The 24,613-nt window shown below is 58.2% G+C and carries 24 protein-coding genes and 1 pseudogene; 21 read left to right on the plus strand and 4 right to left on the minus strand.

Features of this window, described 5'->3' with window-relative positions; translation table 11 throughout:
• Positions 1 to 34: 34 nt before the first annotated feature.
• The 9 genes from FOM02_RS29890 to FOM02_RS29930 all read left to right on the plus strand — a co-directional run bounded on the left by FOM02_RS29890 (position 35) and on the right by FOM02_RS29930 (position 8,340).
• Positions 35 to 904 (plus strand): branched-chain amino acid ABC transporter permease, encoded by an 870-nt coding sequence (locus FOM02_RS29890; RefSeq protein WP_265440386.1) that lies wholly within the window; start codon positions 35 to 37, stop codon positions 902 to 904.
• Positions 904 to 1,869, plus strand: coding sequence for a branched-chain amino acid ABC transporter permease (locus tag FOM02_RS29895; RefSeq protein ID WP_265440387.1), 966 nt, complete (start codon positions 904 to 906; stop codon positions 1,867 to 1,869). Before FOM02_RS29890 ends, FOM02_RS29895 begins: the two co-directional genes overlap by 1 nt.
• Positions 1,856 to 2,614, plus strand: a complete 759-nt coding sequence (locus tag FOM02_RS29900; RefSeq protein ID WP_265440388.1) for an ABC transporter ATP-binding protein — start codon at positions 1,856 to 1,858, stop codon at positions 2,612 to 2,614. The genes FOM02_RS29895 and FOM02_RS29900 overlap by 14 nt, the downstream gene beginning before the upstream one ends.
• A complete protein-coding gene (locus FOM02_RS29905) occupies positions 2,601 to 3,296 on the plus strand; it encodes an ABC transporter ATP-binding protein (RefSeq protein ID WP_265440389.1) in 696 nt (231 codons plus the stop codon). Before FOM02_RS29900 ends, FOM02_RS29905 begins: the two co-directional genes overlap by 14 nt.
• 40 nt (positions 3,297 to 3,336) lie before the next feature.
• Positions 3,337 to 4,110 (plus strand): SDR family NAD(P)-dependent oxidoreductase, encoded by a 774-nt coding sequence (locus FOM02_RS29910; protein WP_265440390.1) that lies wholly within the window; start codon positions 3,337 to 3,339, stop codon positions 4,108 to 4,110.
• Between the two features lie 22 nt (positions 4,111 to 4,132).
• Entirely contained in the window at positions 4,133 to 5,446 is a 1,314-nt protein-coding gene (locus tag FOM02_RS29915) for a Rieske 2Fe-2S domain-containing protein (protein ID WP_265440391.1), read from the plus strand.
• A 27-nt stretch (positions 5,447 to 5,473) separates the two neighbouring features.
• Positions 5,474 to 5,779, plus strand: coding sequence for a non-heme iron oxygenase ferredoxin subunit (locus tag FOM02_RS29920; protein WP_265440392.1), 306 nt, complete (start codon positions 5,474 to 5,476; stop codon positions 5,777 to 5,779).
• Between the two features lie 9 nt (positions 5,780 to 5,788).
• On the plus strand, positions 5,789 to 7,006 hold the full coding sequence (locus FOM02_RS29925) for an NAD(P)/FAD-dependent oxidoreductase (protein WP_265440393.1): 1,218 nt from the start codon (positions 5,789 to 5,791) through the stop codon (positions 7,004 to 7,006).
• A gap of 233 nt (positions 7,007 to 7,239) precedes the next feature.
• Positions 7,240 to 8,340 carry a zinc-dependent alcohol dehydrogenase gene (locus FOM02_RS29930; RefSeq protein WP_265440394.1) on the plus strand — a complete coding sequence of 367 codons (1,101 nt, stop codon included), beginning with the start codon at positions 7,240 to 7,242 and terminating at the stop codon, positions 8,338 to 8,340.
• Between the two features lie 647 nt (positions 8,341 to 8,987).
• On the opposite strand, the gene FOM02_RS47260 is transcribed toward FOM02_RS29930, so the two are convergent.
• The gene (locus tag FOM02_RS47260) at positions 8,988 to 9,134 is read right to left on the minus strand and encodes a BBE domain-containing protein (protein WP_416207721.1); all 147 of its coding nucleotides are present in this window, start codon (positions 9,132 to 9,134) and stop codon (positions 8,988 to 8,990) included.
• A 1,432-nt stretch (positions 9,135 to 10,566) separates the two neighbouring features.
• Here FOM02_RS47260 and FOM02_RS29935 point away from each other — a divergent pair.
• Complete coding sequence (locus tag FOM02_RS29935) at positions 10,567 to 11,370, plus strand: hypothetical protein (RefSeq protein WP_265440395.1); 804 nt, start codon at positions 10,567 to 10,569, stop codon at positions 11,368 to 11,370.
• On the plus strand, positions 11,355 to 12,671 hold the full coding sequence (locus FOM02_RS29940; RefSeq protein ID WP_265440396.1) for a hypothetical protein: 1,317 nt from the start codon (positions 11,355 to 11,357) through the stop codon (positions 12,669 to 12,671). Before FOM02_RS29935 ends, FOM02_RS29940 begins: the two co-directional genes overlap by 16 nt.
• Before the next feature lie 456 nt (positions 12,672 to 13,127).
• Here the strand turns inward: FOM02_RS29940 and FOM02_RS29945 are convergent, their stop codons facing one another.
• Both FOM02_RS29945 and FOM02_RS29950 read right to left on the minus strand, forming a co-directional pair.
• Complete coding sequence (locus FOM02_RS29945) at positions 13,128 to 13,943, minus strand: YopT-type cysteine protease domain-containing protein (protein WP_322596913.1); 816 nt, start codon at positions 13,941 to 13,943, stop codon at positions 13,128 to 13,130.
• 167 nt (positions 13,944 to 14,110) lie between these two features.
• Positions 14,111 to 14,332, minus strand: a pseudogene (locus FOM02_RS29950) (IS21 family transposase); the annotation flags it as partial.
• A gap of 180 nt (positions 14,333 to 14,512) precedes the next feature.
• Between FOM02_RS29950 and FOM02_RS29955 the strand changes: the two are divergent.
• On the plus strand, positions 14,513 to 14,674 hold the full coding sequence (locus FOM02_RS29955) for a hypothetical protein (protein ID WP_416207808.1): 162 nt from the start codon (positions 14,513 to 14,515) through the stop codon (positions 14,672 to 14,674).
• Between the two features lie 429 nt (positions 14,675 to 15,103).
• Here the strand turns inward: FOM02_RS29955 and FOM02_RS29960 are convergent, their stop codons facing one another.
• Positions 15,104 to 15,319, minus strand: coding sequence for a hypothetical protein (locus FOM02_RS29960; RefSeq protein ID WP_265440398.1), 216 nt, complete (start codon positions 15,317 to 15,319; stop codon positions 15,104 to 15,106).
• Between the two features lie 186 nt (positions 15,320 to 15,505).
• Here FOM02_RS29960 and FOM02_RS29965 point away from each other — a divergent pair, with 186 nt between their 5' ends.
• From FOM02_RS29965 to FOM02_RS30010, 9 genes are all read left to right on the plus strand, one after another.
• On the plus strand, positions 15,506 to 15,919 hold the full coding sequence (locus FOM02_RS29965; protein ID WP_265440399.1) for a hypothetical protein: 414 nt from the start codon (positions 15,506 to 15,508) through the stop codon (positions 15,917 to 15,919).
• Between the two features lie 954 nt (positions 15,920 to 16,873).
• On the plus strand, positions 16,874 to 17,650 hold the full coding sequence (gene amoC / locus FOM02_RS29970; protein WP_265440400.1) for a bacterial ammonia monooxygenase, subunit AmoC: 777 nt from the start codon (positions 16,874 to 16,876) through the stop codon (positions 17,648 to 17,650).
• Between the two features lie 195 nt (positions 17,651 to 17,845).
• Positions 17,846 to 18,622 (plus strand): methane monooxygenase/ammonia monooxygenase subunit A, encoded by a 777-nt coding sequence (locus FOM02_RS29975; protein ID WP_265442216.1) that lies wholly within the window; start codon positions 17,846 to 17,848, stop codon positions 18,620 to 18,622.
• Positions 18,623 to 18,647: 25 nt separating this feature from the next.
• Positions 18,648 to 19,895, plus strand: a complete 1,248-nt coding sequence (gene amoB / locus FOM02_RS29980; RefSeq protein WP_265440401.1) for a bacterial ammonia monooxygenase, subunit AmoB — start codon at positions 18,648 to 18,650, stop codon at positions 19,893 to 19,895.
• Between the two features lie 146 nt (positions 19,896 to 20,041).
• Complete coding sequence (locus FOM02_RS29985; RefSeq protein WP_265440402.1) at positions 20,042 to 20,539, plus strand: hypothetical protein; 498 nt, start codon at positions 20,042 to 20,044, stop codon at positions 20,537 to 20,539.
• Positions 20,540 to 20,554: 15 nt separating this feature from the next.
• Complete coding sequence (locus FOM02_RS29990) at positions 20,555 to 20,914, plus strand: copper resistance CopC family protein (protein WP_265440403.1); 360 nt, start codon at positions 20,555 to 20,557, stop codon at positions 20,912 to 20,914.
• A complete protein-coding gene (locus FOM02_RS29995; RefSeq protein ID WP_265440404.1) occupies positions 20,914 to 22,848 on the plus strand; it encodes a CopD family protein in 1,935 nt (644 codons plus the stop codon). The genes FOM02_RS29990 and FOM02_RS29995 overlap by 1 nt, the downstream gene beginning before the upstream one ends.
• Positions 22,849 to 23,287: 439 nt before the next feature.
• On the plus strand, positions 23,288 to 23,818 hold the full coding sequence (locus tag FOM02_RS30000) for a copper chaperone PCu(A)C (RefSeq protein ID WP_265440405.1): 531 nt from the start codon (positions 23,288 to 23,290) through the stop codon (positions 23,816 to 23,818).
• Between the two features lie 428 nt (positions 23,819 to 24,246).
• Positions 24,247 to 24,549, plus strand: coding sequence for a hypothetical protein (locus FOM02_RS30010; protein WP_416207722.1), 303 nt, complete (start codon positions 24,247 to 24,249; stop codon positions 24,547 to 24,549).
• The last annotated feature ends 64 nt before the right edge of the window (positions 24,550 to 24,613 follow it).

The raw sequence follows: 24,613 nt of genomic DNA on the forward strand, positions 1-24,613 counted from the left end.
TTTCAGGAGGAGCTGGGATTCGAGGGATGCGTAAATGATCTCTTGGCAAGTATTGCTCAATCTGACTTTGAACACTCTCGCGTTGGCGTCGCTGCTTGCGATGCTAACGATGGGGCTCACTCTGATCTTCGGAATACTGCGCATCATGAACTTTGCTCATGGTGCGATTTATATGCTCGGAGCCTATTGCGGCATATCCGCAGCTGCTCTCCTAGGGAATTTCTGGGTGGGATTATTGGTTGCGCCGTTCGCAGCGGGGCTATTGGGCTACATTTTCGAGCTCACTCTCCTGCGGCGGCTGTATCGGCGAGATGGTGGTAGCTTCTTGCTGATCACATTCGGCTTGAGTTTGGTTCTGAGCGAATCGATCCGGCTTATCTGGGGGCCGAACACTCGCGACGTGGAGCTTCCAGAAATACTCTCCGGAGTGCTGTGGATTGGCGACGAGCCGTATCCTGCGTATCGGATTTTCTTGATGTTGTGGGGGGCCGTTGTTCTGTCGGCGCTCACCTACGTGTTCTTGCGTACGCGGCTTGGATTGCTGATCCGGGCGATCGCCCAGAATGCGGAAATGACCCAAGCGCTTGGGATCGATGTCGGGCTCATGAGATCGTTGACGTTTGCTGCAGGCTGCGCATTCGCTGGTTTGGGTGGCTATCTCGCGGTGCCGTTGATTACGGGCTACATCGGCATGGGTGGGGCAGCAATCATTGACTCCTTCGTTATCGTAATGATTGGCGGTATGGGGAGCTTGTTCGGATCTGTTGCAGGTAGCGTCCTGGTCGCGCTCACTCAGACGTTCGGCAATTTCTATCTTCCCGAACTGGCGCTGGTCGCAACCTATTTGCTCATGATTGCGGTGCTTCTGTATCGGCCAGGCGGATTGTTCGGAGAGCAAGACTAATGAAGTACGCAGTTCCCGCCCTCGCACTTCTGCTGTCGGCGCCATTCTTCTTGTCTGGCTTCCATGTTACCCTTTTGACGGAGATATTGATCTTCGCGCTGTTCGCAATGAGTCTCGATGTCCAGGTTGGCTACGCTCGGATGTTCTCATTTGGGCATGCGGCGCCGTACGGGGTCGGAGCGTACGTAGCCGCATTCGCGTTGGTCGTCGGTCAGCTGCCGTTGCCCGCCGCGATCTTGATCGCTGTCCTCGCGGTGTTCTTGCTCTCGGTCCCGGTTGGTTGGCTGTGCACCAGGGCAAGTGGCGTCGCGTTTGCCATGCTGACCCTTGCGTTCGCGCAATTGGCCTTTGCAGTTGCCTTCAAATGGAACAGCGTAACCGGAGGCTCGGACGGAATTTCGGGGCTCATCCGGAACCCTGGCCCCTGGGGTTTCGCCGGTCTGGAATCGCGAGAGGGCTACTACTGGCTCACCGCGACTCTCGTCGCGGGGACGGCATGGCTAGCGAACAGGTTTGTTCGTTCTCCAATGGGGAACGCAATTGTTGCCGTTCGTGAGAACGAGAAGCGAGCCATCGCGATTGGCTACGAGCCGCGCCGGCTCCGGCTCGCTGCGTTCGTCATTTCGAATACCGGCGCTGGCCTGGCGGGAGCCCTTCATGCTGGATTCCTGTTGTTCGTGTCGCCTGAGCTGCTTCATTGGACCCTGTCGGGATACGTCCTAGTTGCGGTGGTACTTGGAGGGAGCGGGACCTTAATCGGGCCGATGATTGGGGCGGCTTTGATGGTGGTTGGCGGACATCAGTTGAGCGCTGTGGCGACAAGCTGGCCACTTTTCATGGGGCTGCTCTTTATGTTTGTGGTGGTGGTTGCTCCTAATGGTCTTTGGGGGATCAAGTCCTCAATTGTGAATGCTCTTGCGCTGCGGAGAGCCAGCCGCTTGGAGGTTAATCGTGCCGCTTCTTGAGTGCACCGGATTAAGCAAGAAGTGGGGCGCAGTGGCTGCGGTGAGCGACGTTGACGTCGTCGTTGAGACCGGAGAAGTCGTCGCGCTGATCGGTCCCAATGGGGCGGGCAAATCGACGTTGTTCGATCTGATTGCTGGGAGGATAACGAAGACCTCGGGCGTTGTTTCATTTTGCGGTGACCGGGTCGATAGTCTGTCTGCGGCTGCACTCACTCGTCGTGGACTGAGTAGAACCTATCAGATCACAACGCTCTTCCCAAGCCTCACAGTCCTCGAGAACGTCAGGCTGGCGGTCCAGGCGTGCACCCCAGCGCGTAGCCGTCCGCTGTTTTCCAAGTCTCTTCATGAATCCACGACCAGCGAGGCACTTCAGTGGTTGGCCAAAGTAGGTTTGCGCGAAAGGGCCAACGCACTTGCTGGTCAGCTGTCGCACGGAGATCAGCGTCTCACTGAAATCGCGGTTGCTCTAGCGATGCGGCCCAAGCTCCTGCTGCTGGATGAGCCAACGCAGGGAATGTCGGTTGAAGAAACGCGCGGTACAGTCGAGTTGCTGAAGTCTCTGCTGAAGGACACCGACATTGCCGTTCTACTCGTCGAGCATGATCTGGAAGTTGTTTTTGGACTCGCCCATCGAATTGTGGTGCTCGATAGGGGACGAAAGATTGCGGATGGGTTGCCCGCGGCCGTAAGGGCAGATCCGGTCGTGCAACAGGCGTATCTGGGGGCAGGGCATGTTGCGCATTGAAGGCTTGGAGGCCGGCTACGGCAGCGGCAAAGTTTTGTTCGGGGTGGACCTCGATGCTCCGGCTGGGCAGGTTACCGCAATCATAGGGCGGAATGGTGTCGGCAAGACGACGACGTTAAAGGCTATTCTTGGTTTCTTGTCCGCGACTGCGGGCAGGATTTCCCTGGATGGCCAGGAGCTGAGTCGAAAGCAGGTACACGAAGTGGTTCGTGCCGGCATCGGCTACGTGCCGGAGGGACGCCAGATCTTTCCGGCCTTGACTGTTCTGGAGAACCTTCGGGTTGGGCAGCGCCGTCCTCCCCAGGTGTGGACCGAGGAGCGTCTTCTCGAGCTGTTTCCGAATTTGCGAGAGCGAGCCCAGAATCCGGGGCGTGCCCTGTCCGGCGGGGAGCAGCAGATGTTGGCGATCGCGCGGGCTCTTGTAACCGACGTCAAGGTATTAATGCTGGATGAGCCGACCCAGGGGCTGGCGCCGAAAGTCGTGGACCAGATTGGAGATGTAATTCGCCGCCTGAAGGCGGAAGGAGTCGCGGTTCTTCTAGTGGAGCAGAACTTGAATCTTACCGAGAATGTCGCCGATCGGATACTCGTAATGTCCAAGGGAAGGGTTGTGGAGACTGTGACTGGCGAAGGCTTCCGAACGAATGGCGAAGAGATTCGCCATCGATGGCTCACGATTTGAGTGAGCGCTCCCCGCAGCGTAGAAAGCGACGAGGATCGAAATGATGGAATTGGATGGCAAGCCACTCCTGGACGGTCAAGCGGCGGTCGTAACGGGTGCCGGCCAGGGTATGGGAAAAGAGATCGCGTTGGGGTTAGCAAGGGCCGGAGCTCGGGTCGTTGTGTGCGACATCAACGCCGGGGCAATCGAAGTAACAGCGGGCGAGATCAAACAGCGTGGCGGCACGGCGTGGCCACTGGTGTGGGACGTATCCGATGCTGCGGATGCGGCCCGTGTAGCTGGCAAGGCCAAAGAGCTGGCCGGCGATATCGCCATTCTCGTCAACAATGCGGGAATTCACCGTAGAGGTTTGATCGGGGCGCCCGAACACATCGAGACGTGGCGAAGCATCATGGCTGTCAATCTCGATGGTGTAATGTTTGGCATAACCGCCTTCCTGGAGCAGCTTAAGCGGACACGCGGCTGCATCATCAACTTGGGTTCGATCCAGTCCTTCACGGCGGCGCCGAATGACACGAGCGCGTACACGACGAGCAAGGGTGCGGTCCTTATGTTGACGAAGGCGCTGGCTGTCGAATTTGCGCGATATGGCGTTCGTGTCAACGGAGTGGCTCCGGGATTCATCGAAACGCCACAAACAGAGGCATCTCGGGCTAACCCTGACCGCGTCGCTTTCGTTCTATCCCATACTCCGATGAAGAGGTTTGGGCGTGCGGACGAGATCGTCGGTCCCGTCGTATTTCTTGCCTCTCCATTGGCAAGTTTCGTGAATGGAGTGATGCTGCCAGTTGATGGCGGCTTCCTCACCCTCTGACAATCTTGAAAGGATGCGGACCATGGCACGTACCAACCAAGTTGATGTTCTCTCCTATGTCGGCCCTGGCACCAAGGTCGGCGAGCTCTTTCGTTCGGTTTGGTTGCCGGCCTTGCTGTCCGCTCAGCTGCCGAAGCCGGGCGGCGCGCCAGTGCGTTTGAAGCTGCTCGGTGAAGAGCTGGTCGCGTTTCGCGGCGGAAACGGTCAGGTCGGTATCGTGCAGGCGAACTGCGCCCACAGGCTTGCGCCATTGTTTTATGGACGCGTCGAGGAGCAGGGAATTCGGTGTGCCTACCACGGCTGGCTCTACGATAAGTCCGGCCAGTGTCTGGACATGCAGAATGAGTCGGACAAAGCGGTCTGTGCGAAAGTCAAGATCAAGTCTTATACGGCGGTCGAACAGGCGGACGTTGTCTGGGTCTATATGGGACAGGATACCCCGCCGGAGCTGCCGAAGTTTCCGTGGATGGGCCTGCCAAAATCGCAGCGCAATGCGACCGTCTGGATCCAGGAATCCAACTGGCTCCAGGGGATGGAGGGCGAGCTCGACAGCTCGCACGTGTCGATCCTTCATACGAATCCGGCGACGATGGCCACTTCGCCGGTGCATCAGCACTACTCGGCTTCGGACCTTTCCCCAAAGCTGTATGCAAAGAATACTGCTATTGGCGTGCTTGCTATCGCCAGACGAAACGCAGAGCGGAACTTCTACTGGCGTGTATCCCAGTTCATGGTTCCGGCCTTCAGCTCCATTCCTAGCGCAGATTTCCCAATCGGTGGTCGAGCGTTCATCCCGATCGATGACCACAACACCTACACGTGGGACTTCAACTATTATAGGAAAGGCGATCTGCCTCAGGCCTTCCTAGACTACGTGGGGAAGGGCCTCGCGTTCCCGCCGGAGAGCACGTATCAGCCCTTCAAGTTGAATACTGGCGCCATCATCGATACGTACGTTCCTGTCCGTACGGCCCAGAACAATTACTTGATCAACCGCGAGGGGCAAAGTCTTTCCAGCCCGACCGGCATTCATGGTCTTAATGATCAAGACCGGGCTATGCAGGAAGGGATGCTTGCGGTCGAAGGGAGCAGCGGTCGCATCGTTGACCGAGGTAAGGAGTTCCTTGTGGCTGCCGACATCGGCATCGTCCGCGCGCGGCGCCGGATCCTGGACATTGTGCAAGACGATGCAAGTCTCGCAAAATTCAAACAGATCATCAAAGACGGTACTGCCTACGCCGTTGAACCTCTTGATGTTGTGTCTGAGCATGGCGAACTTGACACCTTTTTGGCACAGCACGATGGGCAGCTCACGCCAAAGCGTGAAGCAGCTTAGATCGAGCGTCAACTGGCGGAAAAGACCATGGCTTGGCAGAAAATTACGACCCGTGACAGGGTGTCCTCAGATACGCCGTTTGCGTTCACCGTTGGAGAACGCAATTTCGCGCTCTTCCAGGTCGAGTCCAGCTACTACGCGTTGGATAATGTCTGCCCGCACGCGTTTGCGCTGATGTCGGATGGCTTTGTGGAGGGGGACACCGTCGAGTGTCCCCTGCATGGGGCGCTTTTCCATATTCCGACTGGTCGTTGCCTCGGGCCGCCTGCAGATGCGGATTTGAGATCCTACCCAGTACGGTTGGAAGACGAACAGATCCTCGTGGACGTGTGATCCCCCGCGATGTCAACAACGGGAAACGGGAAGCAATACGTTATCGTGGGCGCGGGACAGGCGGGAGGATGGGCCGCTCGGACGCTGCGCGAGCGTGGTTTCGCCGGCCGGATCGTACTTGTTGGCCAGGAGGACCATCCCCCGTATGAACGCCCTCCGCTCTCGAAGGACTTTCTCCTCTCGGGTAAGGACCCAGCGGGCACCTATCTGTTCACGATGGAGAAGCTGCACGGATTGGACATTGATGTGCGCAGGGCATCCACCGCCATAGGGATCGACCGGTCAGGACATGAGCTTCTGCTCCGGAACGGAGAAAAGATCTCATATGACCGGTTGTTGCTGACCACGGGTGCCCGGCCCAGAAAGCTGTCCATGCCTGGAGGGGACCTCAAAGGGATTCATTATCTTCGCACGATTGAGGACAGCGCTCGTATTCGTCAATCGCTCGGAGCGGCCAACCAGGTCCTTGTCGTGGGTGGTGGCTGGATCGGGCTGGAGGTAGCTGCGGCCGCTGTCGGTCTGGGAGTGCGGGTCACGCTCGTGGAAGCGGGCGATCAATTGTGCGGCCGATCTCTCCCCAGAGCGACGGCCGCGTACTTCCAGGAGCTACACACTAGTCGCGGAGTAGACGTGCGGCTGAATATGAAGCTCATCGCGTTCGAGGGTAACGGCACCGTCGAGCGGGCGAGTTTTGCTGGCGGCCCGCCTGTGCAGACCAGCACCGTGGTCGTCGGGGTGGGAGTAGAGCCGAACGTTGAGCTCGCCGCCGGCTGCGGACTTAGTGTAGACAACGGAATCGTTGTGGACGAGACCACTCGTACCTCCGATCCATACATCTTTGCAGCTGGAGACGTCGCAAGCCACCCGGTCGATCGAGTGGGACTGCGACACCGTCTTGAAACGTGGCACAACGCCCAGAATCAGGGAATCGCGGCTGCTAAGGCCATGCTCGATGAGGATTCGAGATATCGCGAACTACCATGGTTTTGGTCGGACCAGTTCGACCTCAATTTTCAGCTGTTGGGAATACCGGGCCGGGCAGACGACGTCTACGTCAAGGGCAACTGCGACGCCGGCCGCTTCGTTCAGTTCTTCGTCGCGGGCGAGCGCATCAATGCGGTCGCAGCATTCAACAGTCCTCGCGAGGTACGGGAGGCAAAGCGGATGATGCTGGACAACTCGCGGATCGATAAGACCGCGCTAATGAACGTGGCGAAAGTGCAATGAAAACCGCCGAGCCCACGAGCTACGGCGAAGGCTGGTACTACGAGAACATCCGTGAAGGGCAGTGGATCCCGTGCGGGTGCTCGGTGGGAGAGGGGAGCCCTATGTTCGTAAGCGCACTCCTGTTGGTATGGCAGTGGCTCATGCGTAGCTTGAATGGTGCGAGTTAGAGCTGCAGAAGCTGTCGCCCGTTCACTCAAGCTCTAGTTAAACAGTGGCATCGACTGAGGTGTTTAATGACGAAGGCACTCGCAGCCGTTCTCGAAGCTCCGAAGAACTTTCAATTTCGCGAGTTCGCTATCCCAGAGATCGCCGAGGACGATGCGGTTCTGCGTGTCGAGGCGTGCGGGCTCTGCGGAACGGACTATGATCAATGGCTCGGGCATCTTAAAGATTGGGGCGGTGGTATGCCGATCATCCCGGGGCATGAAGTAATGGGGTTCATTGAACGGGTTGGGCCGAAGGCCTCCAAGCTGTGGAACGTGAAAGAGGGAGATCGCGTCGCCATCGAACCGATAATCCCCTGCGGCCATTGTGAGGATTGTGTACGAGGCGCCTATACCCGTTGCCAGACGGATTTGGGGTACGGCCTATATCAGAGCACCAAAGTGGCCCCCTCGCTTTGGGGCGGATACGCCACGCATACCTATTTGCATCCGCGCACGATGGTGCACAAACTGCCGTCAAACATCCCGACCGACTTGATGACTCTGGTAAACCCCTTGTCGAACGCAATCCGCTGGGCGTACGAGGTTGGAAAGGTCGGAATGGGTTCAACTGTCGTCATCGAAGGGCCTGGGCAAAGAGGACTGCTCGCCGTCGCAACGGCGAAGAAGGCGGGCGCCGCGAATATCATCGTGACAGGAACGCGCGCGGATGCAGGGCGACTAGCACTAGCCGCGAAATTGGGCGCGACGGCCACCATTAACGTGGAAGAAGAGAATCCGGTTGAGCGAGTCATCGAGCTCACCGACGGCCGGCTTGCAGATGTCGTTCTAGACGTTTCATCCGGAGCGATGGCGCCTGTGTTGCAGGCGATCGATATGGTGAAGCGTGGTGGAAGGGTTGTGTTGGCAGGCCTCAAGGGCCAGAACAAGCTAAATGGTCTGCCGATCGATAAGGTTGTTCTAAGTGAGATCGAGCTTGTCGGGGTCCTTTCCGCGGGATGGCAGTCAACCGAAATGGCAATCAATATGATCAGGGAAGAAGGGGCCGCGCTTCAGGCACTTTGTTCTCACTCGTTCCGGCTCGCTCAGGTTACTGAGGCGGTGCGCACTCTTGGACGAGAGATTGTCGGCGGCGAGGATGCCGTTCACGTTACACTGACACCATCGTGAGAGCCCATGTGCAACCTTTGCGTAGCCCGTCTGGCAGGTCATTTCAGTAGACTGTCGTTGACGCCTCTGGTGGGCGCGATCGGCGATGACATCGCTTCCGATGTGGGCGGTACCGATAGAGAGCGTAATGGTAGTCGGCGTGCGAATACCGGTCCAAAGAGGTCTGCAGTGCCTGTGATTTGTGGAGTAGAAGACAATCAGAGTAGTCACTGACAATTCACGCAAGGCCCGGCGCTGCAGGTAGATCGAGCGGAGTCGGCGGGCTTTGCCGGATCGAAGGTACGCAGACGGGCGAAGGAAGAAGACGCTTCGTTGATTGAATCGGGCAATCTCCGAAAGATCAGAAACTCGCACGAGCGGAGTATGAGGCTCTGGAAAGAAGCTCGATCGCGCGTCTGCGCGGCGCTAAGAGCTATTCGAGCGTTTGACGACGCGATGGCTCGGTTCTGGGATCTGGGCAAGAGCTAAACCGTAGTGCGCAAGCACGTCCGCTGGCAGGCCGGTTGTCTGCTCCTCCCTGACTTGGCCGCCGCTTTTGGCGGCGGCCGTTTCCTGCTGTTGGGGCATAGGGCCAGTGGACGGACTCGCGACAAAAGCGCGTGACTGCATTCCGCCAGACTCTGGCGCGGCAATTGACTGAAACAAGATCAGAAGAGGCCAAACTCTGCTGAAAACCGGTTTGATGCTTCATAATGAGTTTTTAGGCGCATGAGTTTCGGAACAGCACCGCCGTAGAATGCGCGCGCTCGGTCATTGCTGTCGAGATCGAGGATGGCAGGATAGGCCCCAGCCATGCTCAGAGGTTCGATCGACTCTCTTATACTGTGGATCCACTACCTGCCGTTCTCTTCCTCCTCAGGCCGGTCCGTTGCATATTGACGTGATTGCGCCGAAGGGGGAACGAGGTCGCGTCCTCTGGGATGCGCCCGGTGGCACCGTTAAAGTCGCGCAACATGAGGCAATTCTTACTGGAAGGAGATCGCCTCGCGCAATCCACGATGAGGCCTACGACGTCATCCGATAGACGGGCCATGCTGTGAGGGTCCATCCGATGGCCACGTCCTTTTGGCCAGGCCGCGCGTCCTCACTATCGTCATATACGTCTTTGTAGCCGCACCACTTCTGATTCAAGGTTGTGGCATTCCCTTCTCGTGACACCAGCCCAAAAAAGTGCTCCCCCGTTTGCTCGTCTCCCGTCCACAGCGGCTCCAAGATCAGACCGAAATCTCAGTCGGGCGCGGCCGCGAAAGTCGAGAACACGCTGAGAGCGTCAGCGACCTTATAGACGTGACAGTGGGGGACCAACTCAAGACGCAGGCCCCTTGCGTGGCGAGGAGTCCTGGCGCGCCGATCGAGAGGCTGGAAGCTCGCACGCGGGCAGACGCTCGGCGGATATGCAATCCGTGTCCGAGGCCAGCGGCGGACCAGGAAGGTGGCGCATTGCCGATGCGCCGACGCAGCCAATCCAGCGTGAAGGTTCCGAACGATACGATCGTACTAATGATGGCGCAGCAAATCGGGAAGCACGCCCGTCGCGTTCTGATGGCGGTCGGTGGCGTGCCTCCCGAACTGCTGAGAGCTCGCAAAGAAGCGAGCTCTCGCCGAATACGCAATCGGTGTCCGAGCGGGGTCACGGGCCAGGAAGCTGGCGCATGGGCGGTATTCCTGCGCAGCCAACCCAGGCTGAGAGCTCGGAGCGAATCCATCGAACTCATGGTGCTGCGCCCAATCTCGAAGTTGACCCGTCGCGTTCAGATGGCGGCCGACGGCGCGCCGATCGAGTGGCCGAACGCTCGCAAACAGGCGGGCTGGTGCCGCATAGCCAATCCGTCTCTGACTTAAGTCCCGGACCAGGAAGGCCGCACGTCGACAATTCAGCCGTGCAGAAAGTCCAAGCTGGAATGCCGGAAAGGCTTTCTAGACGATCGGATGAACTAAATGCCGCGCCAAGAGAAATCGCCAGCGCTCGCGACATCGGCCCATTCTCACGTGCAGTGGTACGTTACAGCAAGCAGCTGCGGAAGCAGGATGATCTTTCAGAGTTTCTGCGAACCGCGGCTGCCCGTTTCGATGCTCGATTTGTTGCGCAGTTGGAAGAAAATATCCGCTCCTCGTGGGGGTACGCCACGACATGCAACGCGGTGAGCCGGGAAGCTGGAGGTGAGGCCGGGCATACAAGCTTGCCGGTCCTTAGCGGTTCGGGTGTCGCGTCTTGACAAGACGCTTATGAAGCTAGTGAATCCCAGCGCCCTTTCTCTCTTCGCATCATCGTTCGGTCGGCACCCCACGGCGGTGGAATGCCGCGAGGCAGTCGTCAACATCGCCGAATTCTGTTGCGACGAGAGCTTTGCGTTTCAGGAACTGCAAAGTCAAAGTCTGGCATTGCTGGTCAACGGCTTCGGTAAATGGCCAGCCGAGGAGAGCTGTGGCCAAGCCACTGCGGCGATCGCCCGAGAGGTTTCTAGCGCCCGCCTGTCTGAATACACTCCGCAGAACCTGGGGAATCTGATGAACGGCTTCAGCAAGTGGCCGGATCGGCCACACTGCGCCCAAGCCGCAGGCCTGCTTGCTGACGAAATCTGCCGCCGCGCCGCTTGCAACAACGGTCTACGCGATTTCAATCAGCAGGGACTATCCAATCTGGTGAACGGATTCGGCAAGTGGCCGGACGATCGCTGCGGCCGGGCTATTGTCGCGATCGCCAAGGAGATCGTCGCACGCGCCGACCAACTCCCTGATTTTACTTCACAGGCACTGGCTAACCTGGTGAATGGTTTCAGAAAGTGGCCGGAAGAGGACGACTGCCGCCGAGCCACAGCCGTGATCGGCGACGAGGTAATTCGCCGCGCCCAAAACAACGAGCTCGGTGGTTTGGTTGCGCACGACCTGGCGAACCTGGTGAACGGGTTCAGCAAGTGGCCAAACGAGGCGGAATGCCGCAAGGCTACAGTCGAGATCGGAATCGAACTCTGCCGCCGGGCCGCACTCGATCCTTTGATTTTTGGCCGCAACACTTGTCGAACCTGGTAAACCGCTTCAGCAAGTGGCCGGAAGAGTCAATTCTCGCTCGAGCCGCAGGCGTCATCGGCGCCGTACTCTGTCGCCGCGCCAGCCGCGCCGACGGGCTTTCTGATTTTACTCCGCAGCACTTCGCGAACCTCGTGAACGGGTTCGTCAAATGGCCGGAAGAGACGCGTTGCAACGGAGCTATCGTTGCGATTGCGGACGAGGTTGTTCGCGCCGATGCAAGCCGACTCTCGAGTCTTGCTCCACAGCTACTGGAAAACCTGGTAAGCGGTTTCAGTAGCAGGCCCGAGGAAACCTGTCGCCGAGCTACCGTCAAAATGGCGGATGAGATCCTGTCCCGCGCGGACCGTGAGGGTCAGTTCCCTGCTTTTGGTCCGCGAAGCCGGGCAAACTTGGTGAATGGTTTCGGCAAATGGCCGGAACAATGTCGCGACGTTGCGGTCGCGATCGCAAACGAGGTCCTCGCGCGCAAAGAAGAGCTGTCTGCCTGTGATCCGCAGGCACTTGCGCTTCTGGTGAGCGGTTTCGGCAACTGGCCGAAAGAGACGATCTGTCGCGACGTCACTGTCGCGATTGCCAATGAGATCGCCGCGCGCGAAGAAGGGCTTTCTGATTTCGGTCCGCAGGGCCTGGCAACCCTGGCCAACGGATTGATCAAGTGGGCAGACGAGCTCGGTTCTAGTTCGGCAAAAATCGCGATCGCCAGGGAGGTCATTGCACGCGCCGACCTACTCCCAACTTTTACTGCATCGGAAGTAACGAGCCTGTTCAGTGCGTTCTGTGATTGGCCAGAGACGGAGGACTGCCTCAAAGCGGCAGGCTTGATCGCAACCGAACTCGGCCGGCGCGCCCGCGACGACAAACTGGTCGCTTTTGCTCTACGGCACCTGGCACTTCTGGCCAATGCTTTCGGCAAGCGGCCAGTGGGAGAGCTGAATTCCCGCCAAGCCGTAGTCGCAATTGCCGAGGCGTTCTATAGCCGCGCGGACGACCTTTCGATACTTACTCACCGGCACTTGACGGCGGCAGTGAATGGTTTTAGCAAATGGCCCGAGGAGAATGCCCGTCTGCGAGCCACGGGTTTGATCGCTGCTGAACTGCGCCGCCGCGCCGTCAGCGATGGCGGACTCCCTGATCTTACCCCGCCGCAATTAGCCAGCCTGGTAAACGGTTTCAGCAAGTGGCCCGAAGATGAAGACACAGGCCAAGCCATATTTTCCGTCGCAAGCGAGCTCGTCCGTCGCGGCGCCGCAGGGCTCTCCCATTTCAATGACCGGCAGTTGGCAGTCCTGATCAATGGCTAGAGCAAATGGCCAACAGCAGAGGTCTGTCTGCAAGCTGCACGCCTGATCGCCAACGAACTCTGCTACCGCGCCGCACGGCTCCCGGATCTCACGGAACAGTGCCTGGGAATGCTGATGAACGGATTCAGCAAGTGGCCGGAAGAGGCGGCGTGCCACCGGGCGGTAGTGGACATCGCGCGTGGACTCGGCGGGGGATGGCCTTGTCGCCGCAGCAACTGTTTCTTGGCGACCTCAGTTGAGATAAACCGCAGGCGGTCATTCCGAAACAGAACTGCAATTTGTGCCGGCCGTCATGGATAGCGGGGGGCCGGAGCCCCCGCTTTCGATGCCGGCACCCTCGCCAGCCGGCACGCAGCCGGCTATCCGCCGCAGATTTGGCCCCCGACGCCGCGACTGCCGGCCGACGCATCGCGTCTTCACAGAAGGCGTCAATCACCACCGGCCTGAAGGTCCAACTCACTGCATCCTTTGCGTCGTGATTGTCGATAAATGCTGCCCGTTGGGATTCCTGTAACGATTGGCGAGGCTTTGTAACAATGAAGCCATCTGGTCTGGATCTGATCGAACAGTAAATTCTCCATAGTTAGGGTCGAAAAGCGTGGTCCTTCCATTCGAGGCCGACGTCGCCACTGTGTGTGCGCCGCCTTCGGCGAAATACAAGCTGAGCAAATGGTTCGATCCATCTTCGTTGATTTCGTTCACCATGCGCTTGACGTTCGAAGACTTGCCGAACGCGAATCTCTTCTCTTCTCCAGCCGGTTCCAAGCCTGCGTCCTCCAAAATGGTATTTTGTGCCTGAAGGTCGGCCTGAGAAGATCCTGCTCCCCTGCTCCGCAACTGATCCTTGAGATTTTGATATTGCTGCTGCCGTTCAGCCGCTGAGGCGTGCGTTTGCGATCCGGGTGTGAGCGCACTCATTCGGGTTGATGGGCTGTTGTTAAGATTGCGGAACCACTCCGCAGTCAGCCCAACGCAGATGCCGTCCACATTCGCATCACGCAGGTCGGCCGTTCTGTATTCAAACAAGGAGGTGGCCGGACTCTCTGGAGAGGATGTACTGGGGCCGGAGGCGCTAGAAGTTTGAACGTTTGCATCCGAGGTATGTGGCTTGCTGCAGCAGGCCCCCATCTTGTCAGGCAACTCCCCCGGTTGTGAGCTCCACTGAGGCGCGAGATCTGCAAGTATTTCCGTAAAGCTGCCGCTATCCACCGACTGACTCGGTTCGTCAGCTTGTCTAGTGCATGTGGATGAGCCACTGATTCGATCATACACGACGATTCACCTTTCTGTGCTGCGCTAGTCTCTACGCATCAATTCGGGCTGCTTAGGCCCTGCTGCGAGGATACCCAGACAAGCTGATGGCGAGCTGACGGGCAGCTGTGGTCCGGCTTAGAAAGCGTTCCTTTGTCGGACTTCTGACAATGTCTGATGGGCGGGGCGTAGCGCTGTGTCAGATCCTCCCGCGCGTCGGCTGCCGGATTCCGGAACGACATTGACAGGCTATCGCTGCGATGCCCTCGCGGCACGCCGCCGAGCGCCCACAGGGCGTTCTGCAAGCCCTCGGCCAGAGCGACGAAGCTTTCGCCGCCGAGCACGACATGGGCGTGCTCGAAGCTGGAGAACGCCAGCCGGAGGTGACAGAGCCGGTGATCGAGCGCCTCATACGCGCATGCTGCACCGGGTGATGGCGGAAGAACACTTTCCCGCGCCGTGGGAGCCGTTGATCGAGGCCATGGCGGCCATCCCCGCGCAGTACTACCAGACCTCGACCAGGCGCTACCGCAGCGACGCTGCGGGGGGAGGCCAGCGTGCGCCGGCCTGAACGCGCGGGAGGCAGCGGCGTGCGCGCGCTGCCGTCGGTCCGATCCAATGCAACGCCGCAGCCCGATGCGACGGATGAAGAGAGCATGAGCGACGCCGCCCTGAGCAGGCGCAAGGACGACCATCTGAACATCGTGCCGGTCGGCGACGGAACCATCGCCGATGGCGGCATAATCGCTTGATGGGTTTGGATAATCGTTGGCGGCTTCGGCGCGAATGGGTTTGATGTCGTGGCTGGCGTCATCTTCCATCCGAGGTCGCGAGCGCCTCATGATGATTTCCAGATCGGCGCCGCAGTGAGTGCGGACAAACCGCCACAGGTGGATTGGCTGTCAATCGGCCTCGGACGGGGTCTCCGCGTCGACGCGAAGTTCGCTGCTCGACAGGGCGACGACGGCCGTGATCTTCCTGGCGTCGAACAAGACGGGCGCCCCGTGGTCGGTGTCAATTGGACGAGAGCACCCCTGCGAAGGCCGGAAGGTTAGCAGCGATGTTGCGCGAATAATCTTTTCATTGCGTGAACTTCCAAATCATTATCTTGCCGGTTGCCGGTTGCCGGTTGCCGGTTGCCGGTTGCCGGTTGCCGGTTGCCGGTTGCCGGCGAAAAAGGCCTACTTCAAAGCGGTCTCGATCAAATTGGCCAGCCTGGCTCCCGCCAGGGCGGCCCGCGCTCGGGCCACGTTCTTGGCGTCGGTCTCGTACTCGCGCGTCAGGAGGGGCGGGTTCTTTCCCATACTGACCGGCGGCGCGTACGCGAACTGCTTTCCGAGATCGACGGCGGGATCGACGATCTGCGCCTGCGCTGGGCTGACGTCGACGCCCGACAATCCGTCCTTGTCGTCCGCGTCGAAGATCGCGCGATATGGCGAGGCGTAACCGCCAAAGATGGCATCCCAGTCCCACGGCCAGTGCCTTCGATGGCGTCGGACGCAAGGCTCCGCTAACTGATGCGGCCTTGCTCAATTTACTCGCTGGCGCTAACGCGAGCCCTTCTGTCGGCGTAGGGGGGCACGGTGAGCAACGCTCGCGAGTTTATCGATTTCTGGATCGAGAACAGCGTTTACGCTGTCGAGCAGTATCGGACGGTTGGCGCGTCGCAGGACGTGGCCGAACTCACCCGACGCCTTGTCGAGGCTGCCGAAGGGCAGGGTATTTCGGAAACCGAGTTGCGGGCTGAGGTCGGCGACATTTCCGACTACATCGAAGGCCGGCTCACGTTCACCATCGTTGATGTGACGGCGGACGACTCAAAAGCTCAAGTTTGGATTGCGCCGGCCAAGCCAAGCCAGGCGTTGACATTGGTCCTCGCCGCAGTCTCGGAAGGATGGACTGCGGAAGTGTTGGACGTCGTGCTGCCTGTTGAGCAGCAGCGAACGTTCGAAGAACTTAAGCTCGAACCCTGCGACGTTTACAAAGTGGCTGAGTAGCGAGCGCGGCCTGTTTCCGGAGAGCCACTCTGGATAGCAAAGGCTTTCCTCGCCAAGTTGTAGGTTGCCTAGGCAGGCTTACGCCGCTCGTTCTCAGCCCTATTCGCAGCCTTGTCACCTACTCCTTCCCGCGCATTATCTCGTCATGAGGGCAGATGAGCATCTAGGAACGGCCGAACACTACCGATCGCCAAGGGAGCTACTGAGGATGGATCCAACCGCTATCATCTAAGCGGATGGAACATACTCTGGTGTGCTCTGGAACTACATGACTTGGTAGCTGCCCAAGCCACGTAGCCGGTGTTAAGTAGGCTTGAGCGAGGGGGCCGATCGAACTCCGTGGATGCTGTGCAGAGCCTTCAGTTCGGTCCGAGGTCGTCCGCTTGTTTTCACGCTCTCTAAAGCGATCGGGGCGCAGCTTGGCAGAATGGATATGCAACAGCGGAGCCCGCTCCCGAATGGTGATCGACCGGCCGGCCATTTTCGGAACACCGCTCACGTGCTCAATAAGAGCAGTCCCTATTTCGATGCAGCTCACGCGGACGGCCTCACGGTTGAGGGACGTTCCACGACAGGCGGGCCTTTGTTTTGGGCGCCGGTCCACTGTTCGACTTCGAAGGCAACTCCGAATCGTTAAGGCGAGCATCCTCGGCGCGTCCGCACGGAAGGATGAATATTCCTGGAGAGCGCACTGATGCCGACTGGGATATGCACTCATTGTCGGCCAGCGTATCCAGAAAAATGCTTCAACGTCGGTGCATTGGTGCGACGGCTAGGCCACTTCGTCCACCAAGATGGTGTTGCCGCCCGAACGCACGGCTTCTTCAGGCGGGGGCCCGGATCGCCCCACAGCATCGAAGTGCTGGTCTCTCCTGAGCAGCTACCCGTCGTGGAATCCAAAACCGATCAAAAAAACTCAGTATCGAGGTACTAGGACAAAACTGAGGGGGAATAATGTCTGACGCTGCGTTAGATCGCACACCGAATGTCACGGGCACCAAGACATTTAGCATAAACTACGGCTTGTTCGCGCTCGCGATCGTTGCGCTGACGATCCTCTACATCTGCGCGCGGCTGTATCAGCAGGCTTTTGGTTTCTCCATGGGACTCGATGCGAGTTCACCTGAATTTGGCGAATACTGGATGACGCTCTTCAAGATCGAATTGCCAGTCTTGTATGGCGCAGGCGCGCTCTGCTGGACCTATCTCTTCCTGACGCGTGACAAGAACATTGAGGCCATCACGCCCGAGGTCGAGTTGCGCAGTTACTTTTATCTGACCATGTGGCTCGTCGTGTACAGCTTCTGCATCTTCTGGACAGGCAGCTTCTTCGCCGATGGAGATGGAGTCTGGCATCAGACGACCCTCAGAGACACGCCATTTACTCCCAGTCACATAATTCTGTTCTATGCGACCATTCCAATCTATCTCTTCTTTGGCGTAGGCAGCTTTGTTTACGCAATGACCCGCATTCCGGCCTTCTGCAGGGGGATCTCGCTCATGCATGTCTTCGCTGTAGTGGGGCCTTTCCTCATTTTGCCGAATCTTGGTTTCAACGAATGGGGGCACGCTTACTGGCTCACCGAGGAAATCTTCTCCCACCCGCTGCATTGGGGTTTCGTGGTTCTTGGATGGTGCGCACTCGCGCTGGCGGGCGTCCTGATGCAGATCGTCGGACGATTTAGAGAACTCGTTCCGATTGTATTCAAGCAGGATGCAGCGAGCGCGTGACGAACGCACGTCTGCTACACGTTGGAAAGTCGCGGTGCGGGACGCCGTGCCACAACAATACAACAGCTTTTCCCGGACAGCGATCCCGTTCCGGGAAGAGCAGGTAAACCCTAGGGAGAGGAGTCACCTCAAATTACCGAAATAGATGCAGCGGCGATTCCGAAAAGGAAAGCTGGCACCAACGGTGAGACGGTCATTTCTGTCTCCGGTCTAGCTCCCAAGGCAGCAAGATACTCGCGCATATTCGACTTCTTGGTCGTAGCGGCGGTGGTGCCCCTCTTTGCAGGAGCATTCCATCTGCACGTGATGCTCACGGTCGGTGATTGGGACATGTATGTCGACTGGAAAGACCGGCAATATTGGCCCCTTGTCGCGCCCATCTCCATGATCATGTTTCCTGCTGCTCTGCAGGCGATCTTCTGGGTCAACTTCCGTTTGCCAATCGGCGCGACGGTGGGCGCAACAGTGTTGCTGATTACCACGTGGCTCGGACGTTACGCGAATTGGTGGATATGGACAGGCTTCCCGTTCACGGAAGGCGTGCCGTCACAGGTGATCGCGGGCGCATTGTTGATGGATATGGCGATAATCGTCCTTCGCAATAGCCTGTTCACATCCATCTTCGCGGGCTTCGCGTTCGGATTCGTATTCTGGCCATCGAATTATTCCGCTTTGGCTCCGTTCTATCTCCCAGTCGAGCACCAAGGAATGGTCGCATCGTTGGCCGACATGATCGGTTACACATTTCCGCGTTCGAACATGCCTGAGTATCTGCGTATCATCGAGCGCGGTACGCTCCGGACTTTCGGTAGTTCGGTTAGTTGGGTGTCGGCGGCGTTCGCGGGCTTCATCTGCATATTCATGCACCAACTTTGGTGGCAGCTTGGGCTTTTTGCGTCCCAGACGACGTTCCTCAAGAACGGCGATGTCGTCAAATCCTTCATGGGTATGAAAAGCAGGCCAGCGTCCTAAGCGAATAAGCACAGGGAAGACGGGTATGTTGGCGAAACTTATAAAACTCGCTGCCGGTTGGGTTGTTGCCTTCACTGCCGGACTGTCTAGCGCAGCCGCTCATGGCGAACGTGCTCAGGAGCCATACTTGAGGACTCGGACGGTACAGTTCTACGATGTCCACTTTTCCAAAACTGACGTGAAGGTGAACGAGCGCTTCGAGCTAACGGGAAAATTCAGGCTGATGGAGGACTGGCCGGACGCAGTTACTCCGCCGGATATTGTTTTCGTATCGAGCGTATCGCCGGGGCCAACAATTGCCAGGGTGGAAACGTACCTCAACGGTGAACCAGCGAGGCAGTCTTTCGCAAAGCTGGAACTTGGCCGCGACTACGATTTTCGAATGGTTCTTGAGGGGCGCACACCGGGCAGCAGCCACATCCATCCCTCGATCTCGATCAAGGGATCTGGCCCTCTGGTGGGACCGGGTCAGTGGATAAACATCTCGGGTGATGCGCATTCGTTCGTGTTTCCGATGAAGACTATGACTGGTCTGCAGATCGACGACTTGCAGACGTTCGGGCTGACTAACGCGGTCGGATGGCATGTGGCCTGGCTGGCCGTGGCTGCGGCTTGGTTGTTGTTCTGGTTGGTTCGTCCGCTGTTTTTGCCTCGATGGCTCGTTCTGCAGAAGGGCAGGGAGGATTTATTGGTCTCGTTGAGGGATACCGGGGTCGGGATCATTGTGGCGGCGGTCGTTCTCGTCATGGTCTTCGGCGGCTACGTCCGAGCCAATCAGGAATATCCATATAATGTGCCCCTCCAGAGCGGGTTGAATAAGGTCGCGCCGCGCCCGGCAACCCCTGCTGACGCAGAGGTCAAGGTCATATTGGCCACCTATGACGTGCCGGGCCGTTCGATGAGGTTAGCGACCAGGATAACGAACAAAGGGTCAGAACCTCTTTCAATCGGCGAGCTCACGACCGCAAACATCCGCTTCCTCAATCAGGAGCTCCCGGCAGCAGTAGCCAATGTAGATCCGACCTACCCAAGGGATCTCGTCGCACGCACAGGGCTTGAGCTCAGTAGTAATACGCCGATAAATCCCGGTGAGACAAGAGAGGTGCTCATCGAGGCAACGGACGCCGTGTGGGAATTGGAGCGCCTTGTCAGCTTCCTCACCGACGTCGACTCCAAGTTCGGTGGGTTGTTGCTCCTCTACACTCCGAATGGGAAACGCGTCATAGCGGAGATGGGCGGACCAATCGTGCCCGTATTCACCGAACTTAATTAAGCTTGAGTGCGCGAATGTTGCGGCGAGGTCAGTGGTGGACGACCGCGAGCGGAAGAGGGGCGTTCCCGGCCGTCCTTGTGATGGCGCTCGGCGCTCTCTTTGTTCTTGCCGCCGTCCGCGAAGGTCATGCGCACGGAGCTGTGTCCATGGAGGCTGACCAATGCAAGCTGAAAGTGGACAGCTACTTCATGCATTTTACTGGCTATCAGCCGCAGAGCTCGAGAGCCGAATTTTGTGAGGACATACCGGAGGTCGGGCGAACGATCATTGTTCTCGATTTCGTCGACGAGTCCCTTCGAGACATCCCGATAAGCGTGAACCTGGCTAGAGATGACGGCGTACAAAGGATGGAAATGACCAACACACCATCCAGCATACTCTACATTCCACCAAGGAAGTATCCGAACGGAACGATCAAGATCGACGTCAATTTCGACAAAGCCGGCAGATACGTCGGCATGGTGGCGATCGAGGATCGCAGGCAAAGCGTGGCAAACTTTCCATTCGACGTGGGGCGAGGCTGGAGCCTGATACGTCTTCTGGCGTGGTGCCTGGTCATAGTGTCAGGCGCCGTGGGAACGTTTCTGTGGGCACGTCGACGATACTCGATCGGACGGGAGGTATCCTCGGCGAACCACAGATAAAGGAGAGTTGTTTCGATGAAAAGGTTCGTGCTCTTCATGATGGCCGTGCTGATCGGAATTCCAGGCGCGGTACTCGCTCATGCGCATCTCATTCGATCGACGCCGCAAGATGGCAGCGAAATTTCAGCTCCGATCGACCCGATGGTCCTGTACTTCACTGAAGCGCTCGAACAGCGGCTCATCAATGTCGCCCTTTCTCGCGATGATAAAGCCGTATCAGGGCTTTCGCAGCCCGTGCTAAGCGGCAATGGGCGAATCGTGAATGTTTCGTTGCCTCATCTATCTGCCGGGCTCTATACCGTCAGTTGGAGCGTTGTCTCGATTGACGGGCACCGCACGGAAGGCAAGTTTAAATTTCTCTACCGAGGACCTTGATGGAAACGGTCCTCTCACTTGCGCGAGGGACTGCTTTCGCCTCCACGGCAGCTTTCGGCGGATTCTGCTGGGGTTTGGCACTGTGGCGCGAGGGGCTTCAAAGCGGCACTCGGTCGCGCTTCACGACGATAGCTTCCATCTCTGCGTCCGTAGCACTGGTCCTCGGTCTCTTGTATTTGACGGTTCGGATCGGCGCCGTCCTTGGCAAGCCGGTCTTGGCGGTCAGCTCCAGCGACGTGCTCTTCATCATTTTGGACACGCGGTTCGGGAGAGCTCAGGTCGCGGCGCTTGGGTTTGTGCTAGTCGGAGTTGCGAGCTTGCGACTTCTTCACAAGCAAGGTCTTGCCGCGAGTTTCAGCGGACTATCGCTGCTGGTGGGATTGTCCTCGAGCCACTCGGCGGCTGGCGGCACTATAGCAGACCTCGCGATCAATATGATCCATGTTGCTGCGGCGGCGCTCTGGTTCGGAGGACTGTCAACCCTCGTTGTCGCGATGGCTCGACAGGTAGCGGAGAGGCTCGAAAGTAAATTTAGGCTCCTGAGCGGCTTTTCCATGGTCGCGCTGCCGCTCATGTTGCTCGTGGTCGCAACCGGAGTAGCTCTAGCAATCGAAAACGTGGGGACTTGGCCGGGTTTGGTGGCGACCGAATATGGCTGGCTCCTGATGGGAAAGTTCGCCTGCATCGGCACGGTCCTGATCTGCGCGGCGTTTATCAGACAGAGGCTATTGCCCTTGCTAAAGACCGAAGGGGCAACTCAGCCACTCGCGATGGTCTTGAAGATCGAGCTAGCCTTCGCATTTCTGGTCACGCTACTTGCAGGCTGCCTGTCTCAGGCCATTCCATCGAGGCACGTCGAGATAGTCTGGCCCCTTTCGTTCCGTCTGGATCCGGTCGTCGCTTTGGGGACCGTACCGGGAAGTAACGTTCTGGCTATAGGCGGCTGCATTGCTCTGTTAGTTGGGAGTATTGCCGCATTTGAGCTCGGCCGTATGGGAAGATGGCGGTGGGCGACTCTCGCGGCTGTTGCTGGACTTGGCATCGCAGGGGCTGTCGCACTGCCCGGGTTGTCAGTTCCCGCGTATCCTTCGACCTACTCAAAGGTTCCGGTGCCGTATGACGCGCAAGCGATTGCCCTGGGGCAGGACGTGTTCTCTGCTAATTGCGTAGCTTGCCACGGCCTGAGGGGTAGGGGAGACGGCCCGTTGGCGAAAGATTTGAAGCCGCCGCCCGCCGATCTCACTGCTCCGCACACGAGAGACCATACGATGGGAGACATGTACTGGTGGGTGAGCCATGGCTTCCCATCCTCGGCGATGCCAGGTTTTGCCGAAAGTCTGTCGGAGTTGGACAGGTGGCGAGTGGTCGAGTACGTGATGGCTCTATCGCTTGGCTATGAAGCAAGAGTTCTTGGTCCCGAAATATCGGCGGGGCAGCCGTGGCTTCACGCGATCGACTTTCCGACGTGCCGCGGCGTTGACCCGAGAGAGAAGTTGAAAGATAGGAGCGATGGGCGCTCAAAACTTGTGTTGATCTTCCGAGATGGCATTCGAACGCAGCGCCTAGATCAGTTGACGCAACACGCGCGCGCCATCGAGCAAGCAGGCGGAATGATCGTCGCGGTGATGCCGTCTCCCTCCGAGGAGTTCCCATCTCCAAGGGAGTCAGGAAATCTCTGCATCGTGTTCGACATAGACCATCGCATTGCCGCTGCGTGGAATCTCTATCGGCGCACAATGGCGAACCCCGGGTTCGATGAGAACGATTCGCCTCCAGCAATAATCGAGTTTCTTATCGACAGATTCGGATTCACGCGCGCACGCTGGCGTTCGGACGAGACGGAGGGATTGGCGTCGCCTTCGCGACTGATCGACGCAATTAGGCAGCTCCAAGCCGAACCGGAGATCAACAAGAGAGGCGTTCATGACCATTAGCGTCCGGGCCGCTCTTGCCCTCACTGCTGTCTGGCTCCCGCTGATCGCACTCGCGATCAATGCTCTCGCCGAGCGCAGTGCCTCCCGCGAGTTTCAATCGATCATTTGTCGCGGCGACAGGTCTAGTGCCAGCAAGATCGCAGGCCGGAACGAGCCATGATCATAGTAGCGAGCAGATTCTGCGTCGACAAGCAGGCGGTAGCTCTTTTGCGGCACTGGGATGGGGGATCGGTGGCAGGAGAAGCGGATCTCATCTCGCCATCCCGTATCAGCCTCCGAGTGATCGTTGCTCGCGCTGCCGGCATTCAGCGGAATGATTTTGATACAGCCCAGTTGAGCCCACCTCCAAAAGGGGCAGTTGCGGGAAACGTTCGCTGACCACCTTTCCAGCGAACATAACGTGGTAAGCGCTAAAACGCGGATTACAGAGGAGGCCATGATGCCTTGGAAACTCACGATGTTGATGGCGAGTGCAAGAGCATTGCTGTCGCCGATTGCCGGTGTTGCCGTCCTGGCTTTTTTTAACAGTACCGCCGTCAGTCACGAGTTTGAGGTCGGAACACTACTGATCCAGCATCCCTGGGTGGCTGCAAAGGATACGACCAATACCACGACGACTGCTTATGTGATCGAAATTCGGAACAGGGGCACAGGGCCAGATCGGTTGCTCGGGGCGTCGCTTTCGGGCGAGAAGGGAATCTTGCAGGAAGCCAATGCAGGCGCACGGCCAGCTAAGTTCGCCACCCATGAGCATGGCTTCCAAATAGAACCTGGTGGGTTCGTTAGGCTTCAACCCGGTGGCGCGCGGATCCTGTTTGAAGGACTTCACGGCGCGCTAAAGGAAGGAGAGATGGTCAAAGGGACGTTGGAATTCGAAAAGGCGGGCACCATAGAAATCGAATTCACGATCGAGCCGGCAGGCTTGGCTGAAGAGGATGATACGCCAATCCATCATCACACTCACCGCTAAAAGTGCCAGGAGGAGGGCGAAGCATGGACGCCGTCTGAGGCAAGTTGTCGGAGATCGAACCATGAGCGCGATGGGCTTTTGGGAATGCCCCAGATATAGAAACATTCACGATCAAGTAGCCATGCTGAAGAGATGGTGGGATGGGATCATCCTATACCCAGCTTGAGGCAGGGCAATTCGAAGCTGAAGTGCAGTCAGCTCAACTTGCACCCGATTGCGGGATTTTCCGGAAAACCACCAACAAGAAACTCTACAGACGTTTTGCTCCTCCAACGGGCGGCTTTGCACATGGTGTCCAGGTGCTGACGAGCGGGCCGTCGCCCAGAACATGCAGGCCCGCAAGATGGCCTTCCTCAACGCTTTCCGCACGGCCAGTCCGGACCGGCTCGAGGCCAAGGTCTCGCCTTATATTCGTGCAGGCTGGTACGGTGATCCCAGTTGCGCTCCAAACTGCAGTTCGACACGTTGTTGGTGAGGCGGAAACTGAACAGGGCGTCGTAGGCTGGGGCGAGGCCTTCTCGCGGTGTGAGGACAAGTCGCTGAAGGCGATGATCGAGGCGCGCGTGTTACCACTCGTGATCGGCAGGAGCGCCCTGGAAATAGGTAAGATCAAATATGATCTGGAATTCCAGCTCCAGAATTTCGGCCGCGTGGGCCCTATCGTCTATGGCGTCTCGGCGGTCGACATCGCCCTGTGGGACATCCTCGGCAAGATTTCCGGTCGTGATTGAAGCAAGATAGTCCGCCAGCCTTTCGTCAGCTATCGCGAGCGCACCCGGTGCCTTTATGATTAGT

Origin of the sequence: Bradyrhizobium sp. SEMIA (genome assembly GCF_014844175.1) — a bacterium.
Taxonomy (GTDB): Bacteria; Pseudomonadota; Alphaproteobacteria; order Rhizobiales; family Xanthobacteraceae; genus Bradyrhizobium; species Bradyrhizobium arachidis.

Bases quoted from the DNA above. Each gene is read 5' to 3' on its own strand.
- FOM02_RS29890 (WP_265440386.1), top strand. From the start codon at position 35: ATGATCTCTTGGCAAGTATTGCTCAATCTGACTTTGAACACTCTCGCG.
- FOM02_RS29895 (WP_265440387.1), top strand. From the start codon at position 904: ATGAAGTACGCAGTTCCCGCCCTCGCACTTCTGCTGTCGGCGCCATTC.
- FOM02_RS29905 (WP_265440389.1), top strand. From the start codon at position 2,601: ATGTTGCGCATTGAAGGCTTGGAGGCCGGCTACGGCAGCGGCAAAGTT.
- FOM02_RS29910 (WP_265440390.1), top strand. From the start codon at position 3,337: ATGATGGAATTGGATGGCAAGCCACTCCTGGACGGTCAAGCGGCGGTC.
- FOM02_RS29915 (WP_265440391.1), top strand. From the start codon at position 4,133: ATGGCACGTACCAACCAAGTTGATGTTCTCTCCTATGTCGGCCCTGGC.
- FOM02_RS29920 (WP_265440392.1), top strand. From the start codon at position 5,474: ATGGCTTGGCAGAAAATTACGACCCGTGACAGGGTGTCCTCAGATACG.
- FOM02_RS29925 (WP_265440393.1), top strand. From the start codon at position 5,789: ATGTCAACAACGGGAAACGGGAAGCAATACGTTATCGTGGGCGCGGGA.
- FOM02_RS29930 (WP_265440394.1), top strand. From the start codon at position 7,240: ATGACGAAGGCACTCGCAGCCGTTCTCGAAGCTCCGAAGAACTTTCAA.
- FOM02_RS47260 (WP_416207721.1), bottom strand. From the start codon at position 9,134: ATGGCTGGGGCCTATCCTGCCATCCTCGATCTCGACAGCAATGACCGA.
- FOM02_RS29935 (WP_265440395.1), top strand. From the start codon at position 10,567: ATGAAGCTAGTGAATCCCAGCGCCCTTTCTCTCTTCGCATCATCGTTC.
- amoC (WP_265440400.1), top strand. From the start codon at position 16,874: ATGTCTGACGCTGCGTTAGATCGCACACCGAATGTCACGGGCACCAAG.
- amoB (WP_265440401.1), top strand. From the start codon at position 18,648: ATGTTGGCGAAACTTATAAAACTCGCTGCCGGTTGGGTTGTTGCCTTC.
- FOM02_RS29985 (WP_265440402.1), top strand. From the start codon at position 20,042: ATGGAGGCTGACCAATGCAAGCTGAAAGTGGACAGCTACTTCATGCAT.
- FOM02_RS29990 (WP_265440403.1), top strand. From the start codon at position 20,555: ATGAAAAGGTTCGTGCTCTTCATGATGGCCGTGCTGATCGGAATTCCA.
- FOM02_RS29995 (WP_265440404.1), top strand. From the start codon at position 20,914: ATGGAAACGGTCCTCTCACTTGCGCGAGGGACTGCTTTCGCCTCCACG.
- FOM02_RS30000 (WP_265440405.1), top strand. From the start codon at position 23,288: ATGCCTTGGAAACTCACGATGTTGATGGCGAGTGCAAGAGCATTGCTG.